At 74.3% G+C, this 14,972-nt stretch carries 13 protein-coding genes; 4 read left to right on the top strand and 9 right to left on the bottom strand.

Translation table 11 applies throughout. From position 1 onward, the window contains the following. Window positions 1-96: 96 nt before the first annotated feature. From ACIBCT_RS12465 to ACIBCT_RS12455, 3 genes are all read right to left on the bottom strand, one after another. Window positions 97-387, bottom strand: a complete 291-nt coding sequence (locus tag ACIBCT_RS12465; RefSeq protein ID WP_399187719.1) for an SHOCT domain-containing protein — start codon at window positions 385-387, stop codon at window positions 97-99. A gap of 126 nt (window positions 388-513) precedes the next feature. Beyond that, complete coding sequence (locus ACIBCT_RS12460) at window positions 514-1,161, bottom strand: response regulator (protein WP_399187717.1); 648 nt, start codon at window positions 1,159-1,161, stop codon at window positions 514-516. After that, window positions 1,158-2,336: a sensor histidine kinase gene (locus ACIBCT_RS12455; protein WP_399187715.1), complete on the bottom strand. Its 1,179-nt coding sequence runs from the start codon at window positions 2,334-2,336 to the stop codon at window positions 1,158-1,160. Before ACIBCT_RS12455 ends, ACIBCT_RS12460 begins: the two co-directional genes overlap by 4 nt. Window positions 2,337-2,468: 132 nt before the next feature. On the opposite strand from ACIBCT_RS12455, the gene ACIBCT_RS12450 reads away from it, so the two are divergent. Then, window positions 2,469-4,289, top strand: a complete 1,821-nt coding sequence (locus ACIBCT_RS12450) for a gamma-glutamyltransferase family protein (RefSeq protein ID WP_399187714.1) — start codon at window positions 2,469-2,471, stop codon at window positions 4,287-4,289. Window positions 4,290-4,373: 84 nt separating this feature from the next. On the opposite strand, the gene ACIBCT_RS12445 is transcribed toward ACIBCT_RS12450, so the two are convergent. Continuing rightward, window positions 4,374-5,831 (bottom strand): flavin-containing monooxygenase, encoded by a 1,458-nt coding sequence (locus tag ACIBCT_RS12445; protein WP_399187712.1) that lies wholly within the window; start codon window positions 5,829-5,831, stop codon window positions 4,374-4,376. A gap of 582 nt (window positions 5,832-6,413) precedes the next feature. Continuing rightward, window positions 6,414-6,590 carry a hypothetical protein gene (locus ACIBCT_RS12440; RefSeq protein ID WP_399187710.1) on the bottom strand — a complete coding sequence of 59 codons (177 nt, stop codon included), beginning with the start codon at window positions 6,588-6,590 and terminating at the stop codon, window positions 6,414-6,416. A gap of 176 nt (window positions 6,591-6,766) precedes the next feature. Between ACIBCT_RS12440 and ACIBCT_RS12435 the strand changes: the two genes are divergently transcribed. Both ACIBCT_RS12435 and ACIBCT_RS12430 read left to right on the top strand, forming a co-directional pair. Beyond that, the gene (locus ACIBCT_RS12435; RefSeq protein ID WP_399187708.1) at window positions 6,767-7,618 is read left to right on the top strand and encodes an SURF1 family protein; all 852 of its coding nucleotides are present in this window, start codon (window positions 6,767-6,769) and stop codon (window positions 7,616-7,618) included. A 153-nt stretch (window positions 7,619-7,771) separates the two neighbouring features. After that, the gene (locus tag ACIBCT_RS12430; protein WP_344888969.1) at window positions 7,772-8,083 is read left to right on the top strand and encodes a DUF3817 domain-containing protein; all 312 of its coding nucleotides are present in this window, start codon (window positions 7,772-7,774) and stop codon (window positions 8,081-8,083) included. A 190-nt stretch (window positions 8,084-8,273) separates the two neighbouring features. Here the strand turns inward: ACIBCT_RS12430 and ACIBCT_RS12425 are convergent, their stop codons facing one another. After that, complete coding sequence (locus ACIBCT_RS12425; RefSeq protein WP_344888966.1) at window positions 8,274-8,465, bottom strand: hypothetical protein; 192 nt, start codon at window positions 8,463-8,465, stop codon at window positions 8,274-8,276. Between the two features lie 286 nt (window positions 8,466-8,751). Between ACIBCT_RS12425 and ACIBCT_RS12420 the strand changes: the two genes are divergently transcribed. After that, complete coding sequence (locus ACIBCT_RS12420) at window positions 8,752-9,759, top strand: winged helix-turn-helix transcriptional regulator (protein WP_399187706.1); 1,008 nt, start codon at window positions 8,752-8,754, stop codon at window positions 9,757-9,759. A 92-nt stretch (window positions 9,760-9,851) separates the two neighbouring features. Here ACIBCT_RS12420 and ACIBCT_RS12415 read toward each other — a convergent pair whose 3' ends face one another. The 3 genes from ACIBCT_RS12415 to ACIBCT_RS12405 form a co-directional block, all read right to left on the bottom strand. Further along, window positions 9,852-11,234 (bottom strand): hypothetical protein, encoded by a 1,383-nt coding sequence (locus tag ACIBCT_RS12415; protein WP_399187704.1) that lies wholly within the window; start codon window positions 11,232-11,234, stop codon window positions 9,852-9,854. Between the two features lie 105 nt (window positions 11,235-11,339). Next, window positions 11,340-12,944 (bottom strand): serine/threonine-protein kinase, encoded by a 1,605-nt coding sequence (locus ACIBCT_RS12410; protein WP_399187702.1) that lies wholly within the window; start codon window positions 12,942-12,944, stop codon window positions 11,340-11,342. Continuing rightward, the gene (locus ACIBCT_RS12405) at window positions 12,937-14,970 is read right to left on the bottom strand and encodes a hypothetical protein (RefSeq protein ID WP_399187700.1); all 2,034 of its coding nucleotides are present in this window, start codon (window positions 14,968-14,970) and stop codon (window positions 12,937-12,939) included. The genes ACIBCT_RS12410 and ACIBCT_RS12405 overlap by 8 nt, the downstream gene beginning before the upstream one ends. Window positions 14,971-14,972: the final 2 nt, after the last annotated feature.

The following is a 14,972-nucleotide window of genomic DNA, read 5'->3' as shown; positions in this document are numbered from 1 at the left end:
GCGCCCGACCGCTCCTGGACGAGCGGACGGGCCGAGCGGACGGGCCGAGCGGACGGACGGACGGCCGCCCGGATGGCCGGCCGCCCGGGATCTCGGTCAGGCGCCGCTGCGGAGCACCGACACGCGCTCCAGGTACTCGTCGCCGCTCATCTCGCCGCGGGCGTACCGCTCGGCGACGATCTGCTCGGCCGCCGCGGTCGGGCTCTGCGGGGGAGCCGCCGGGGGCGTGCGGCGCGCGGCCCACGGCCCCCGGCCCGCACGGCGGGCCCGGAACGCCAGCGTCGCCACCACGATCCAGAACACGATCCAGAAGGCCGGGAACACCGGCCACCACGGTCCGGGCCCACCGTGCGGGACCATTGACGGGACCATCGAGAGGACGTCCATGTCCTCACCTCCTTCGACACGTCAAGCCTCCCGCCGGGGGCCTCGCCGCGAATCGCCCCGCGGTCCCGTCCCGCCCTACCGCGGGCGGTGTACGACGCGGCCCACCGGGCGCGGCCGGGGGGAGCGTCAGGCCCAGCCGGGGCGGACCAGGCCGGACTCGTAGGCGATGACGACGAGCTGGGCGCGGTCGCGGGCGTGGAGCTTCATCATGGCCCGGCTCACATGGGTCTTGGCGGTGGCGGGGCTCATGAACAGCGCGCCGGCGATCTCGTCGTTGGTCATGCCGGTGCCGACCAGGGCGAGGACCTCGCGCTCCCGCTCGGTGAGCGGGCCGAGCTCGCGGGTGCGCCGGGGCTCCTTGGCGCGGCTGGCGTACTCGGCGATCAGGCGCCGGGTCACGCCCGGGGAGAGCAGGGCGTCGCCCGCGGCCACCACCCGCACGGCCTGGATGAGCTCGGCCGGTTCGGTGTCCTTGACCAGGAAGCCGCTGGCGCCGTTGCGCAGGGCCTCGAAGACGTACTCGTCCAGCTCGAAGGTGGTCAGGATGATGATCTTCGGGCCGGGGGGCATCTCGCGGGTGGCGGTCAGCCCGTCCATGCCGGGCATCCGGATGTCCATCAGGATCACGTCGGGCCGCTGCTCGGCGGCCAGCCGCAGGGCCTGGGCACCGTCCCCGGCCTCGCCCACCACGGTCATGCCGGGCTGGGCGTCGAGCAGGGCGCGGAACCCGGCCCTGACGAGCGCCTGGTCGTCGGCGAGAACGATCTTGATCATCGGGGTGCCTCCGGGATCGGTCGTGGTGCCTCCGGGAGCGGCCGGGACGCTTCCGGGATCGGGAGCCGGGCCTCGACGCGGAAGCCCCGGCCGTGGCGGGTGGCGGTCAGCGTCCCCCCGAGGGCGGAGGCCCGCTCCCGCATGCCCGGGATGCCGTTCCCGCCCCCCAGGCCCTCCGCGTGGGCCTCGCCGCCCTCGGTGCCCGAGTCGGTCACCCGGACGGTCAGCGTGCGCGGCCCGTAGTCGAGCACGAGCCTGACCGACGCCCCCGGGGCGTGCCGGGCGACGTTGGTCAGGGCCTCCTGCGCGATGCGGTACCCGGCCCGGTCGACCTCGGCGGGCAGCGGCCTGACCTCGCCGGTGACCTCCCGCTCCACCGGCAGCCCGGTGCGGCCGACGAGGTCGTCGAGCAGGCCGAGCCCGGCGGTGGGGGAGCGCGGGGCGTCGTCGCGGAGCACGCTGAGCACCGAGCGCATCTCGGTCAGCACGTCCTTGGACGCCTGCTTGATCGTGGTGAGCGCGGTCCGGGCCTGTTCGGGATGCTCGTCGATGAGGTGCAGGGCGGTGGAGGCCTGCACGTGGATGAGGGAGATGTTGTGCGCGAGCACGTCGTGCAGCTCCTGGGCCATGGTCAGCCGCTCCTCGCTGGCCTGCCGCCGCGACTCCTCCTCCTCGGTCCTGGCGCGCTCGGCCCGCCGCTCCCTGCGGGTCCGGGAGAACTCCGCGACCACCAGCACCAGGCCCATCAGCGCGGCCACCGTGAGGAGGTGGAACCAGTCGCGGGTGGGGACCGGGGCGAACCAGACCGTGTAGACCACGACGAAGCCGTAGGCCGCGGCCCAGACCGACCAGGCCACCCGCCGGTGACCGGCGGCCACGGCGTGGTGGAAGGCGATCACCGGGCTGAGGAAGACCGGGCCGTAGGAGTAGCCCAGGGCCATGAAGAGCGCGGTCGAGTCCACCGCGACGAGCATGCCGAACACCGGGTGACGATGGCGTACCACGAGGGCGAGGGGGCCGGTCAGCAGCAGCGCGCAGCCCAGCGGGTCGAGCGGGGTGCGGAGCAGCCCCGGGTCGTGGATCTGCCAGCGCTGCGCGGCGAGCGTGCCCACGCCCTGGAAGAACCCCGCGACGAGGGGCAGCAGCAGGTCCGCCGGACGGGGTTTGGCGTGCACGCTCAGCACTGTACGGACGTTCCCCCGCGGCCGCGTCCACCCGGTGGGGCAGAAGGTGGTACTTCGTCCGGGGTAGGGAAGGGGGCTGACAAGGCTCGGAGACTGGGCCAAGCTGTCTGCGGGAGGTCATCAATGATCAATCGTCGTGTCGCCGTCCCCCTGGCGGGGATCCTCGCGGGAAGTTCCGTCCTGCTCGTCAACCCCGCGGCGGCGTCCTCGCAGGCGCTCTCGGCGCCACCCCAGGCGCCCCCGGGAACGCTCGCACCGGCGTCGCAGACGCCGCCGCAACCACCCCGCGCGGAGAAGAAGCCCGTCGCCGAGGGGTACGGGGGCGCGGTCTCGACCGTCGACCTCGACGCGAGCAAGGCCGCGCTGGAGGTGCTGCGCCGGGGCGGCAACGCCGTCGACGCCGCGGTCGCCGCCGCGGCCACGCTGGGCGTGACCGAGCCCTACTCGGCCGGGCTGGCCGGGGGCGGGTTCATCGTCTACTACGACGCGCGCCGCAAGAAGGTCCACACGATCGACGGCCGGGAGACCGCGCCGAAGGCGATGACCTCCACGTCCCTGGAGGGCATCCCGTTCGAGGAGGCCGTCACCAGCGGCCTGTCGGCCGGGGTCCCCGGCAGCGTGGCCCAGTGGGAGCTGGCGCTGCGCAGGTTCGGCACGCTCTCGCTGCGCCAGGCCCTGCGGCCCGCGATCGAGGTCGCCTCCAAGGGGTTCACGGTCGACAAGACCTTCCACGACCAGACCGCGGCCAACGCGGCCCGGTTCAAGGACTTCACCTCCACCGCCAGGCTCTACCTGCCCGGGGGCGCCCCGCCGGCGGTCGGCTCCACCTTCCGCAACCCCGAGCTGGCCGAGACCTACCGCACGCTCGGCAGGCGCGGGGGCGACTGGCTCTACCGCGGCCCCCTCGGCGCCGAGATCGTGGCCACCGTCAAGAAGCCGCCGGTCACACCGGGCTCCACCCGCAACGTGCGCCCCGGGCTGATGGAGACGTCCGACCTGAGGGCCTACCGCGCGCTGGAGCGGCCGCCCACGAAGATGACGTACAAGGGCATGGACGTGTACGGCATGGAGCCGCCGTCCTCGGGGGGCACGACGGTCGGGGAGGCGCTGAACATCCTGGAGGCGCTGCCCGAGGTCGGCCAGCACGAGTACCTGGAGGCCTCCCGGCTCGCCTTCGCCGACCGCGGGAAGTACGTGGGCGACATCCCGGGCGTCCCGGTCAGGGAACTGCTCTCCGACGGGTTCGCCAAGGAGCGCGCCTGCCTGATCGGCGAGCGGGCGATGCCGCACCCGGCCGCCCCGGGCACCCCCGACGGGACGTACGGGCCGTGCCCGGCCACGCCGTCGGCCCGGACGACCGAGGCCGCTCCCGAGGGTCCCGAGACCACCCACCTGGTGGTCACCGACCGCTGGGGCAACGTGGTCGCCTACAACATCACCATCGAGTCGACCGGCGGCAACGGCATCGTCGTCCCCGGCCGGGGCTTCCTGCTCAACAACGAGATGACCGACTTCACCTTCGGCCCGGCCCCGGGTGACCCGAACCTGCCCGGACCGGGCAAGCGGCCCCGTTCCTCGATGGCGCCGACCATCGTGCTGTCCGACGGGAAGCCGCTGCTCGCGCTGGGCTCGCCCGGCGGTTCCACGATCATCACCACCGTGCTGCAGATCCTGGTCAACCGCTGGGACCTGGGCATGTCGCTGCCCGAGGCGCTGGCCGCCCCGCGTGCCACGCAGCGCAACACCGCGCAGACCCAGGCCGAGCAGGCCTACCTCGACCGCTACGGCGCCGAGCTGACCGGGCGGGGGCACAGCCTGGTGCTGAACCCCGAGATCGGCGCGGCCACGGCGGTCGAGTTCCTGTCGCGCGGCAGGCTCCAGGCGGTCGCCGAGCCGACCCGGCGCGGCGGCGGCAGCGCCCTGGTGGTCAGCGAGCGCAGGTAACCGCGGCCGTGCAGGCTCCCGGGCCGGGACACCCCGGCCCGGGAGCCCGTGCACGCCGCCGGGACCGGGGACGCGCGCCGCGGGTCAGGGGACGAGGTCGAAGGCCGCGGGCCTCGGCCTCCGGGTGCGCGCCCAGTACTCGAAGGTGAAGCCCGGCCAGAGGGTCCTGTTGACGCCGTGCTCGTCGAGGTACCAGCTGCGGCAGCCGCCCTCGCTCCAGACCAGCCGGTCCAGGCGCGCGCGCAGGCGGTCGTTGTAGGCGCGCTGCGCCTCGGGCCGGACGTCCAGCGCCCTGGCCTTCGTCCTCGACAGCAGGCGCAGGCAGTCCAGGACGTACCGGACCTGGGCCTCGATCATGAAGACGACCGAGTTGTGGCCCAGGCCGGTGTTGGGGCCGAGCAGGAAGAACAGGTTGGGGAAACCCGTCGTGGTGATGCCGTGGTACGCCTCCACGCCGTCCTGCCAGGCGTCCTGGATCTTCCTGCCGTTCCTGCCGACGATCCGCTGCCCGCCCAGGGCGTCGGTGACCTTGAAACCGGTGCCGTACACGATCACGTCGACCTCGGTCTCCCGGCCGGTGGCGTCGACGATCGAGTTCTCCCGGATCTCCCGCACCCCGTCGGTGAACACCTCGACGTTCTCCCTCGTCAGCGCCGGATAGTAGTCGTTGGAGATCAGGATGCGCTTGCAGCCGATCGTGTAGTCCGGGGTCAGCCGGGCGCGCAGCTCCGGGTCGGGCACCTGGGCGGCCAGGTGCCGCCGGGCCGAGGTCTCGTGGACCCTCATCAGGCGCGGGTCCACGGCGAAGCCCAGCGCCCGGGTCTCCAGCGCCCAGTAGATCGAGGCGCGCAGCGCGCGGGCCGCGCCGGGCAGGGCGAGGAACCGCTTCGCCCGCGGGGAGAAGGGGAAGTCCGGCTTGGGCTGGATCCAGGGCGGCGTGCGCTGGAAGAGGTGCAGGCGGGAGACGCGCGGGGCGATCTCGGGGACGAACTGGACCGCCGAGGCCCCGGTGCCGATGACGGCGACCCGCCTGCCGGTCAGGTCCACCGAGTGGTCCCAGCGGGCCGAGTGGAAGGACGGGCCGGAGAAGGTCTCGCGGCCGGGGATCGCGGGCAGCGACGGCACGTGCAGCGCGCCCGTCGCCGAGACCACGGCGTTGGTGGTGAGGCTCTCGCCGCCGGAGAGGCTCACCCGCCAGTCACGCGCCGCGTCGTCGTACTCCAGCCCGACGACCTCGCGGCCGAACCGCAGGTGCGGTCCCAGGCCGTACCTGTCGGCGCAGGCCCGCAGGTAGTCCTGGATCTCGGCCTGCGGGGAGAACATCCGCGACCAGCCGGGGTTGAGCTCGTAGGAGAAGGAGTACATGTGCGAGGGGACGTCGCAGGCGCAGCCGGGGTAGGTGTTGTCCCGCCAGGTCCCGCCGAGCTCGGCGGCCTTCTCCAGGATGACGAAGTCGTGGTACCCGGCCTCCTTGAGCTTGATCGCCATGCCCAGCCCGGCGAAACCGGAACCGATGATCGTGATCCCGGGACGCGCGTTCATACGGTCTCCTCGCTGGCCGTTTCCGGTGACGACCTCTCCGGCGTGCTCCTGGTCCGGTCGCGGCGATGGGAGCGTTCCGTGCCTCGTGCTATTGGATTCAAGATCCAATGTAATGAGCGGGCCGTGCCGCCGTCCATAGCGGGGCGAGGGTGAGCCGCGTCACACCGACCGGTCGGTATGGGACGCGACCGGGGAGGACGCGGGGATTCGCGAGGGTACGGGCTTCTTCGAGGGACGCGGGGTCCGGGGAGCACGGGGCCGGGGAACGCGAGGTCCGGGGAGCCGGGAAACGCGAGGTCCCGGAAACGCGCGGCCCGGGAAGCCGAGAACCCGGGAAACGCGGGGTCTGGTGAACGCTGGGTCCGGGAAGCAGGGAACGCGAGGTCCGGAGAACGCGGGGTCCCGGAGGCGCGAGGCCCGGGGAACGCGAAAAGCGCCGAGGGCGGAGGCCATCGGCGCCGAAGGGGCCCGCGGGCCCCTGAACGTCCTCGCGAACGTCCCCCGCGGAGCGGCCGGGAGCCCTCGGAAGCCCCCTGGGGGGCGTGGAGGGGCCCTCGCGGTCCTCGGGAGGTCGCCGGAGGATCAGAGCATCAGGTACGCGACCACGGCGACGACGACCAGCACCGCGACCACCACGGCCGCCGTGATCGGCAGGGTGAGAGACCGCTTCTCGGGGGCGGCCTCCGGGTCCTTGCGCTGGGCGAACGCGCGGAACGCCTGGGTGTTGCCCGCGGGGTCAATCTGCTGAGGATCTGACATGGGGATGACTTTAGCGACACGGGACGCCTCCCCAACACTGATTTGTGGCACTTTCGTGAAAGCCCGCATCGAGTGCCGGATGTCGGGGAGCCCAGGCCGGAGGCGGAGCGTACCGGTACCGGATCGGGGTGGGTGCTGGGGACGGGACCGCCGACCGGGACGGATAGCGTGGTGTCATGCTCCGGATCCTGTTCTCCGCCCGAGTGGTGGCGCTTCACCTGCTCGCGATCGGAGCGCTCGTCACGTGCGGGCTGCTGGGCAGGTGGCAGCTCGGTGTCTTCGAGGACTCCGGCAGGCCCCGGTCGACGCTCGACCCCGCCCCGGTGGCGGTCGCCTCGCTCACCACGCCCGGACGGCACATGACGGCCGACATGATCGGCCGCCGGGTGACCGCGGAGGGCACCTTCGACCCCTCCAGGCAGCTCCTGGTGGCCGGACGCGAAGGCGGCCTGTGGGTGCTCACCGCGCTCGACCTCGGCGACGGCACGACCGTTCCGATCGTGCGCGGCAGGGTGGCCACGGCCCAGGACCCGGCGACCGCGGTGCCCGAGGGCAGGGTGACCGTCAGCGGGAGGCTGCAGCCGTCGGAGGACACCGAGAGCGTGCAGCGCCGGCCCCGGCAACTGCCGCCGGGACAGGTGATGACCGTCTCGTCGGCCGAACTGATCAACCTGTGGCGGGGGGCGAAGCTGCGCAGCGGGTTCGTGGTGGCCGCCTCCCAGTCGCCCGCCCCCGCGGTCGCCCTTCAGCCGGTGAGCATCTCCCCGCCGACCGAGCCCGGCGGGCTGACCTGGCGCAACCTCGCCTACGCCGCCCAGTGGTGGATCTTCGGGCTGTTCGCGGTCTTCATGTGGTGGCACTTCGTGCGCGACGCGCTCCGCGGCCGGACGGAGGGGACCGGCGCGACGGTCCCGGCGGGTGCCGTGCCCCCGAGGGACGCGACGGCCCCGACGGGCGCCACGACCGCGACGACGGACGCCACCGGCACGCCCGCGGAGACCGCGCCGCGGACCCGTGCCGCGCCGTGAACCGGAAGCATCGGGACCGGACGACGTCGTGACCCCCGCCCGCACCGTCCCGTTCCCGCACCGCCCCCGTTCTCGCACCGCCCCCGTTCTCGCACCACCCCCGTTCCCGCACCACCCCGTGAACCGCGAACTTCAAGACCGAGGTAACCGACCGTGGAATCCGCTCTCAAGCCCTTCCGTGTCCTGGCGTACATCGTCGGCGTGATGTTGCTCGTCCTGGTCACCTGCATCGTGCTCAGGTACGGCTTCGGCATCGAGGAGCCCTCGAAGATCGTCTCTCCGATCCACGGCTTCCTCTACATGCTCTATCTCGTGGCCACGATGAACCTGGGCATGAAGGCCCGGTGGACCTGGCCCTACATCCTCGGCGTGATGCTCGCGGGCACCGTGCCGCTGCTGTCGTTCGTGTTCGAGCGCAAGGTCACCCGCCGGGTGGAGGCGGAGCTCGCCACCCCCGCCGCCTGACCGGCCCCGGCCCGCCGGGACGCGGCCCGGTAGAGCCCCGGCCGGATAGGGCTCCGGCCCGGAAGACCCCGGCCCGGAAGACCCCGGCCCGGAGAGGGCCGGGCCGTTCAGGCCGTGGGGATCGGGTGGCGAGGGCGGGCGCCGGCCCCGGCAGGGCCGACGCCCGGCCGGGCATGCCTCCGGCGCCGCCTCAGCGGCCGAGACCGCGGCGGCGGGAGCGCTTGAGCCGCGCGCGCTGGGACGGGTCGAGCATCAGGTAGCCGACGACCGGGGCGGCGACGACGCCCAGGAGGATCAGCATCGTCACGAAACTCGGCAGGAACAGCCACGACAGGAACACCACTGCTCCGGCGCCGATCGCGTACTTCTGGACGGGCGACATCCTCAACATCCTCCGAACGCGGGGCGGGCGCCCCGTCTGTAGTTCATTGTGCGTCGCCGGTTCAACGTATGGACCCGTCCCGGTGGTTCCGACCGAGATATATCGTGATCGCCGCCATCCCGCCGGGAACCGGATGTTCACCGCGCCCGTTGGAGGGGCACGATTCCCGCCGCGTCCACCGGAGCCCGGAAACGCCGGTGACACCGGCGATGCGGGCGGACGGGCACGACCGTGCCCACCGGGAACGGGCGCCCGTACGGACGGCGGCAGGGTGGAAGGGCGGGGTGTGAGCGGCGCTGAGCGGGAGCCGAGACGGACCGAGCTCGGTGCGATCGGGCAGGCACTGGCGATCCTGGCGGACCGGTGGGTGCTGCTGATCCTGCAGCGGGCGTTCCTGCTGCGGATCAGGACCTTCGCCGGCTGGCGCGACGCGCTGGGCATCTCCGAGTCGGTCCTCGCCGCCCGCCTCAGGGAACTGGTCGGCCACGGCGTCTTCGAGCTGTCGGCCTACCGCGACGGCCGCACCCGCCACGAGTACCGGCTGACGGAGCGCGGGCTGCGGCTGTGGACGCTGCTGATGGCCATCCAGGTGTGGGAACGCGACTGGGTCGCCCCGGGAGGGCTCCCGCCGCTGCTGCACGAGCGGTGCGGCCGGGACGCCGAGCCCTATCTCGGCTGCGGGACCTGCCTGAGGCCGATGAGCGCCCGCGACACCCGGACCGAGAACGGCTCACCGGTCGCGACCGCCCTGACCGGCCCGGCCCGTCGCGGGCGCGCCGTGTCCCGCGCGGCCGCCTCGCCCGAGGCGATCGGATCTCCCCGGCTGCACCGCCGTACGGTCCGCGCCGGTGCCCCCGCCGACCCGATCGGCTACCGGCAGGCGTCCATGGAGATCCTCGGCGACCGCTGGAGCAGCGGGGTTCTCGTGGGGGCCTTCCTCGGCGTCCGCCGCTTCGTCGACTTCCAGTCCGGTCTGGGCATCGCGCCGTCGGTGCTCACCGACCGGCTGCGCCGGTTCGTCGACCTGGACGTCTTCGGTTCCCGGCCGGACGGCTCCTACCGCCTCACCGACAAGGGGCTGGCCTTCTTCTCGGTCTTCGCCTTCCTGGTCGACTGGGCCCAGCGCGAGCTTCCCGTCCCGGCGGGCTCGGCGTTCTCCATCACCCACACGTTCTGCGGTACGGCCTCCCGCCCGGTCCTGCTCTGCCGGGCCTGCGGAGGGCCGCTCGAACGCCGCGCGGTCCGCTTCGTGCTCCCCGCAGACGGCGCTCCCTGCGGTGGCGCTCCCCGCTGACGGCGCCCCCCGGCTGACGGCGCCCCCCGGCGGGGGCACTCCACGTCGGCGGCGCTTCCCAGAGCCGACGGGCTCCACCGATGCCGATGGGGCTATCTCGCCCGGGCGAGCCTCTCCAGGACCCACCGGGTGGCCGTCGAGACGCCCTCGCGCGTGCTGTTGCCGGCGTCCTCGGCGGAACCACGCTCGTACTGGACGCTGACCACGAGGTTGGCCGCCCGGAAGACCGTCGAGCTGTAGTAGGTGATCTTGTTGGTGCCCTCGACGGTGTAGGCCTCGGAGCCCGTTCCGGCCACCGGGGCGGCGGGCCTGGTGACCGTGAGCGGCAGGCCCACGGACGTCTTGGTCCGCGTGCGCTCCTGCTCGAGGAAGCGCGCGTAGAGCTCGCGGGCCTTCTCGTCGGAGGGCAGGCGGACGGCGAAGATCCGCAGGCTGTAGCGCAGGTTGCTCGGCTGCCTGGTGTCGGTGCTCCACCGGCACTCGTGGTCCCCCGACCTCCTGGGGGTGGTCTCCAGCTCCAGCGTGGCCGCCTGGTCGGCGGACAGGAGCGTGCAGGGGTCGGGCTCGCGGGTGAACGTCGTGGGCAGCGTGACCGGTGCGGCGGCGACCGGTGCCCGCTCGGCGGGACGGGGCCAGAGCCAGACGGCGAGGCCGCCGCCGACCAGCAGGACGGCCAGGGCGACGGCGGCGGCGAGGAGCGTCCTGCGCGACCCCGCGCCGATCCCGCCCGCCCGGCCGGGGGCGGACCGGTCAGGACCGGGAGCCGCTCCCGGGGCGATCCTCTCCAGCGTCAGCCGTACCGAGGTGGCGTCGAGGCGGTGGCCCGAGCCGGACGTCAGCAGCCCCTCCACCAGCGGGACCAGCGGGCCGGAACCCGTGGAGCCCAGCGGGCCGGTGGCCGGTGCGGCCAGGGGCGTCCCGTCCCCGATCACGGGTACCGGGCGTTCACCGGTCCCGGGCGTCCGCCCCTCGACGGCGGTGAACAGGGTGGCGCCGAGGTCGTGGAGCTCGTCACCGGTCGCGAGGGCGACGACACCGGTCAGCACCACCCGCCCGCTCCGGGTGAGCAGCACGGTGTCGGGGGTGGCGGCCAGGTGGACCCCCTGCTCGCGGGCGGCGGTCAGCGCGTCCAGCACCCGGAGCCCGACCTCGGCCGCCCGCTCGTCGGAGAGCGGCCCGTCGGCCCTGACGGTCTGCAGCAGCGAACGGCCCTCGACCGCCTCCATGACCAGCCAGAGCCGGTCATGGCCCGGGATCACGTCGTGCAGGGCGGTGACGCCCGGGTGCCGCAGACCCGCCGCGGCGCGGATCTGCGCGAGCAGCCCCTCCCGGTACGGCCCCGGTGGCGGCAGCCGCACCTCCGCGATCGTCACGTCGCGGCGGAGCAGCTCGTCACGCGAGCGCCAGCTCGTGCCCGCGTGGTCGCGGCGTTCCAGCAGGCGGTAACGTCCGGCCAGCAGGGTGGGGTCGGTCATCCGGTCCCCCGGGTATCGGTACCGGTGTCCGTGCCGTGCCGGGCACGGCCGGTGAGGGTGTCGGACCCGGCCAGGGCGGTGCGGGTGGTGCGGGGCGTGCCGTTCTCAGTCACGGCTGTTCAGCTCCTCGGAGACCTGACGCGCTATCCGCAGGGCCTGCCGCCGCAGCGGCGTACCGGCCCGCTTCCCGTCCTCGGAGAGGTCGACCTTGACGAGCAGGTTGCTCACCCGGAACCGGATGACGCAGGAGACCCGGTCCAGGCCGACGACGTCGTAGGTGAACGCCTCGGCCCCCATCCGGTCGATCCTCCTGAGCGGCCCGGTGGTGCCGAACGGGCCGCTGCCCTCGTCGGCGACGGTCCTGGCGCGTTCGGAGGCGAAGAACGCGTGGGCGGTCTCGGGGCCGCTCTTGCCGGGGACCGGGGTCTTGTGGCCGACCGCGACGCTCAGCCTGCGGTCGGGCGGGTCGTCCTGAGGGCCGTCCCAGACGCAGTAGGGTTCCTCGCCCCTCTGGGACTCCATCGGCGAGGACGACGCGCCCGGCACCACGGTCAGGGCCTGCGAGGTGGTCAGCAGCGAGCACGGTTCGGGAGCGGTGGCGAACCGTCCGACCTGCGCCGTCCGCGCCGCTCCGGTCGGTTGCGGCACCGTGGAGGCCCCGGGGTCGTCCCTGGTCATCAGGACCACCCCGGTCGCCACCACCGCCACCGCGCCCACCGCGGCTCCGGCGATCAGGCCGGTACGGCGCCGCCCGGCCGGGACGGCGGCCCGGTCCGCGGGAGCCCCCGTCCCCTGCGGCGCCCCGGTCCCGTCCGCCACCCGCAGTTCCTGGCGCGGCACGGTCGCCGGGGCGAGCGGGCCCGCGGGCAGTCCCTGGGCGACCCGCCGCAGCGCGGCGCGCAACCCGGCCTCTCCCGGCCGGTGCCGGGGATCCTTGGCCAGGACGGCCAGCAGGACGGGGGCCAGCTCCCCGGCGCGGGAGGGGAAGGGCGTCTCCTGGGTGAGCACCGCCCCGAGGGTGGCGACCGGCGTGCCGCGCTGGAAGGGCCCCCGGCCCTCGACGGCCGCGTACAGGGTCGCGCCCAGGGACCACAGGTCGGCGGCGGGCCCGTCGCCCTGGCCGCGCAGCCGCTCGGGGGCGATGTAGCCGGGAGAGCCGACCAGCGCGTCCGGCGAGGTGAGCTGGACGTCGCCCTCGACGGTGGCGATGCCGAAGTCGGTCAGCAGCACCTCGCCGTCGTGGGAGAGCATGATGTTGGCCGGTTTCACGTCCCGGTGCATGATGCCCCGGCTGTGCGCGAGGGCCAGCGCGTCCAGGACGGCCAGGCCGATCGCGGCCACCCGGTGCGGCGGCAGCGGCCCGCCGGCCCGGATCGCCTGGTCCAGCGACCGTCCCCGGACCAGGTCCATCACGATCCACGGGCGGCCGTCCTGGGCGACGACGTCGTGGACGGCGACGATGGACGGGTGCCCCAGCCGGGCGGCGGCGCGGGCCTCGCGCATGGTGCGCTCGCGCGTCTCGGTGCGCTGCGCCTCGGGCAGCTTCGGGTCGAGCGTGACCTCCTTGATGGCCACCTCGCGGTGGAGCAGCTCGTCGCGGGCCCGCCACACCACGCCCATGCCGCCCGCGCCCAGCTTCTCCAGGGCCCGGTAGCGGCCGGCCAGCACGGGCAGCGGGCCGGCCGCCCGGCCGGCCGGCCCGTCAGTCATCGGTCTTCAGGGACTCGGTGAGCCACCGCGCCACCTTCAGCGCGCCCTGGCTGATGTGGCCGTCCGGATCCTCCTTGACGCCGCCCCGCTCGTAGTCGACCTCGGCGATCAGGTTGCTGACCCGGAAGATCACGGTCGTCTTGTACGAGCCGCCGTACAGGTTGATGGAGTTGGACGTGCTCGCGGTGAACGCCTCCTCGCCGATGCCGCTCAGGTCCTTGGGCGGGGCGGGTCTGGGGGTGGCCAGGAGGCCCCTGTCGAGCATGTCCTTCTTCCTGCCGGCCAGGTACTCCCTGGCCCGCGCGACCTCCTTCTGCGCGATCAGCCGGACCCGCAGGTCGTACTTCTCCACGTTGGGCTTGCGCCAGTCCTGCTGGTTGAGCCAGTCGCACGCGGAATGCTCGACCTCGGAGCTCCTGAAGCCGGGGACGACCTCGGCGGCCTGCTTCTCGTCGAGCAGGCTGCAGGCCCGGGGCGCCGTGGCGAAGCGGCCCTTGGCGCCCGGAGGCTCCGAGGGGAACGCGTCGTCGGCCGGGTTCGTGAGCACCGAGGTGAGCAGCACGCCGATGGCGACCGCCATGCCGAACAGCAGCGCCCCGGTCAGCGCCACCACGGGCTTGGGGACGAGCACCCCCGCCGTCCTCGTGGAGCGCTCGGTCGGCTCGTCCTCCGGCCTGCGGGGCGCACCGGTGGTGCCGCTCGCGCCGCTCACCTCGGCCCGGCCGTGCGCGGGGTGGGGCGGCGGCCCCGGCCGGAAGGGCGTGCCGGGCTGCGACGGGTCCTGCCGTCCGGGCTCCGGCAGGCCGGGTCCCCGGAGCGCCTCGTGCGGCCCCGACCCCTGCGGCCGTTCCCGGTCCTGCGGGCCGGGCGGGCCCTGCTGGGGCGGTCCGGCGTGCGAGGGACGCGGCGGTCCCTGGTGCGCGCCCGACGGCTCCCGCCAGGGGCCCTGCGCCCCCGACGGCGATCCCTGCCAGGGGCCCTGCTGTGCCGTCCGGGCCGGGGAGCCCGGGGGCAGCGCGAGCCAGGCGGCGGGCGTGTCCGGGCCTCCGGGAGGGTCCTGCCGGGTGGTGGACGCGTCCGGCGGTCCGGCCGGGTCCTGCCGGGGCGCGAGCGGGTCGTGGACGGGTGAGGGACCCGACGGGTGCCGGGACGCGGAGACGTCCCGGGAGGGGAACGGGGCCTGCCGGGGGTCCGGGACGTCCCGCAGGGTCAGGCCGGCCGTGATGTCGGACATCTGGTCGTTCAGGGTCTTCCTGAAGGGCGCGGTCACGTCCCCCTCGGCGGACGGGACGTCCCCGTGCTCCTCCCGCCCTCCCGGCCCGGCGGGTCCGGCCGTCTCCGGACTCCCGGAGCCAGGGGCGGCCGTCCCGGAGCCCGGGACGTTCCCCTGGGGGAAGGCGGCCGTCTGCGGAAAGGCTCCCGCCTGGGGGAAGGCGGGCGACGATCCGGAGGAGAAGGGGGCCGGCGTGGCGGAGGGGCTGAGCACGTCGACACCGAAGCGGGGGGACGCGTCCGTACCGGAGGCTCCCGGGACGGGCGGGGGCACGTTCTGCGGGACCGGCGGGGGCGCGTCCGCGGGGGAGGGCGACCCGGGACGGTACCGGGAGACGTCGACCAGCGCGGCCCGCAGGGTGGCCGGGTCCGGTCGCTGGGAGGGTTCCCCGGCGAGGAGGCGGAACAGGACCGGGGCGATCGGCCCGGCGTTGTCCAGGGAGGCGCCGGGCGACGGCGGACGGCCCTCGACCGCGGTGTACAGGGTCGCGCCGAGCGACCACAGGTCGGCGGCCGGGCTGGTCACGCCCTCGGGGGAGGTGAAGAGCGAGGACGGCAGGGAGGGGGCGGCGAGCGTGATCTGGTCGTGCGGGCCGAGCAGCACCGAACTCGGCCGCACGTCACCGTGGAGCATGCCCTGCGTGTGCATGGACACGAGCCGGTCCAGCACGGCCAGGCCGACCACCGCGGTCTGCTGCGGGGACATCGGCCCGAACCGGGCGATCACCTGCTCCAGCGAGCTCTGCTCAAGCATCG

The sequence above is a fragment of the Streptosporangium sp. NPDC050855 genome, from assembly GCF_044456585.1.
Classification (GTDB): domain Bacteria; phylum Actinomycetota; class Actinomycetes; order Streptosporangiales; family Streptosporangiaceae; genus Streptosporangium; species Streptosporangium longisporum.
The sequence above is the reverse complement of the archived record's forward strand: the minus strand, read 5'-3'. Positions and strand labels throughout refer to the sequence as shown.

Bases quoted from the DNA above. Each gene is read 5' to 3' on its own strand.
- ACIBCT_RS12465 (WP_399187719.1), bottom strand. From the start codon at position 387: ATGGACGTCCTCTCGATGGTCCCGTCAATGGTCCCGCACGGTGGGCCC.
- ACIBCT_RS12460 (WP_399187717.1), bottom strand. From the start codon at position 1,161: ATGATCAAGATCGTTCTCGCCGACGACCAGGCGCTCGTCAGGGCCGGG.
- ACIBCT_RS12450 (WP_399187714.1), top strand. From the start codon at position 2,469: ATGATCAATCGTCGTGTCGCCGTCCCCCTGGCGGGGATCCTCGCGGGA.
- ACIBCT_RS12445 (WP_399187712.1), bottom strand. From the start codon at position 5,831: ATGAACGCGCGTCCCGGGATCACGATCATCGGTTCCGGTTTCGCCGGG.
- ACIBCT_RS12440 (WP_399187710.1), bottom strand. From the start codon at position 6,590: ATGTCAGATCCTCAGCAGATTGACCCCGCGGGCAACACCCAGGCGTTC.
- ACIBCT_RS12435 (WP_399187708.1), top strand. From the start codon at position 6,767: ATGCTCCGGATCCTGTTCTCCGCCCGAGTGGTGGCGCTTCACCTGCTC.
- ACIBCT_RS12425 (WP_344888966.1), bottom strand. From the start codon at position 8,465: ATGTCGCCCGTCCAGAAGTACGCGATCGGCGCCGGAGCAGTGGTGTTC.
- ACIBCT_RS12415 (WP_399187704.1), bottom strand. From the start codon at position 11,234: ATGACCGACCCCACCCTGCTGGCCGGACGTTACCGCCTGCTGGAACGC.
- ACIBCT_RS12410 (WP_399187702.1), bottom strand. From the start codon at position 12,944: ATGACTGACGGGCCGGCCGGCCGGGCGGCCGGCCCGCTGCCCGTGCTG.
- ACIBCT_RS12405 (WP_399187700.1), bottom strand. From the start codon at position 14,970: ATGCTTGAGCAGAGCTCGCTGGAGCAGGTGATCGCCCGGTTCGGGCCG.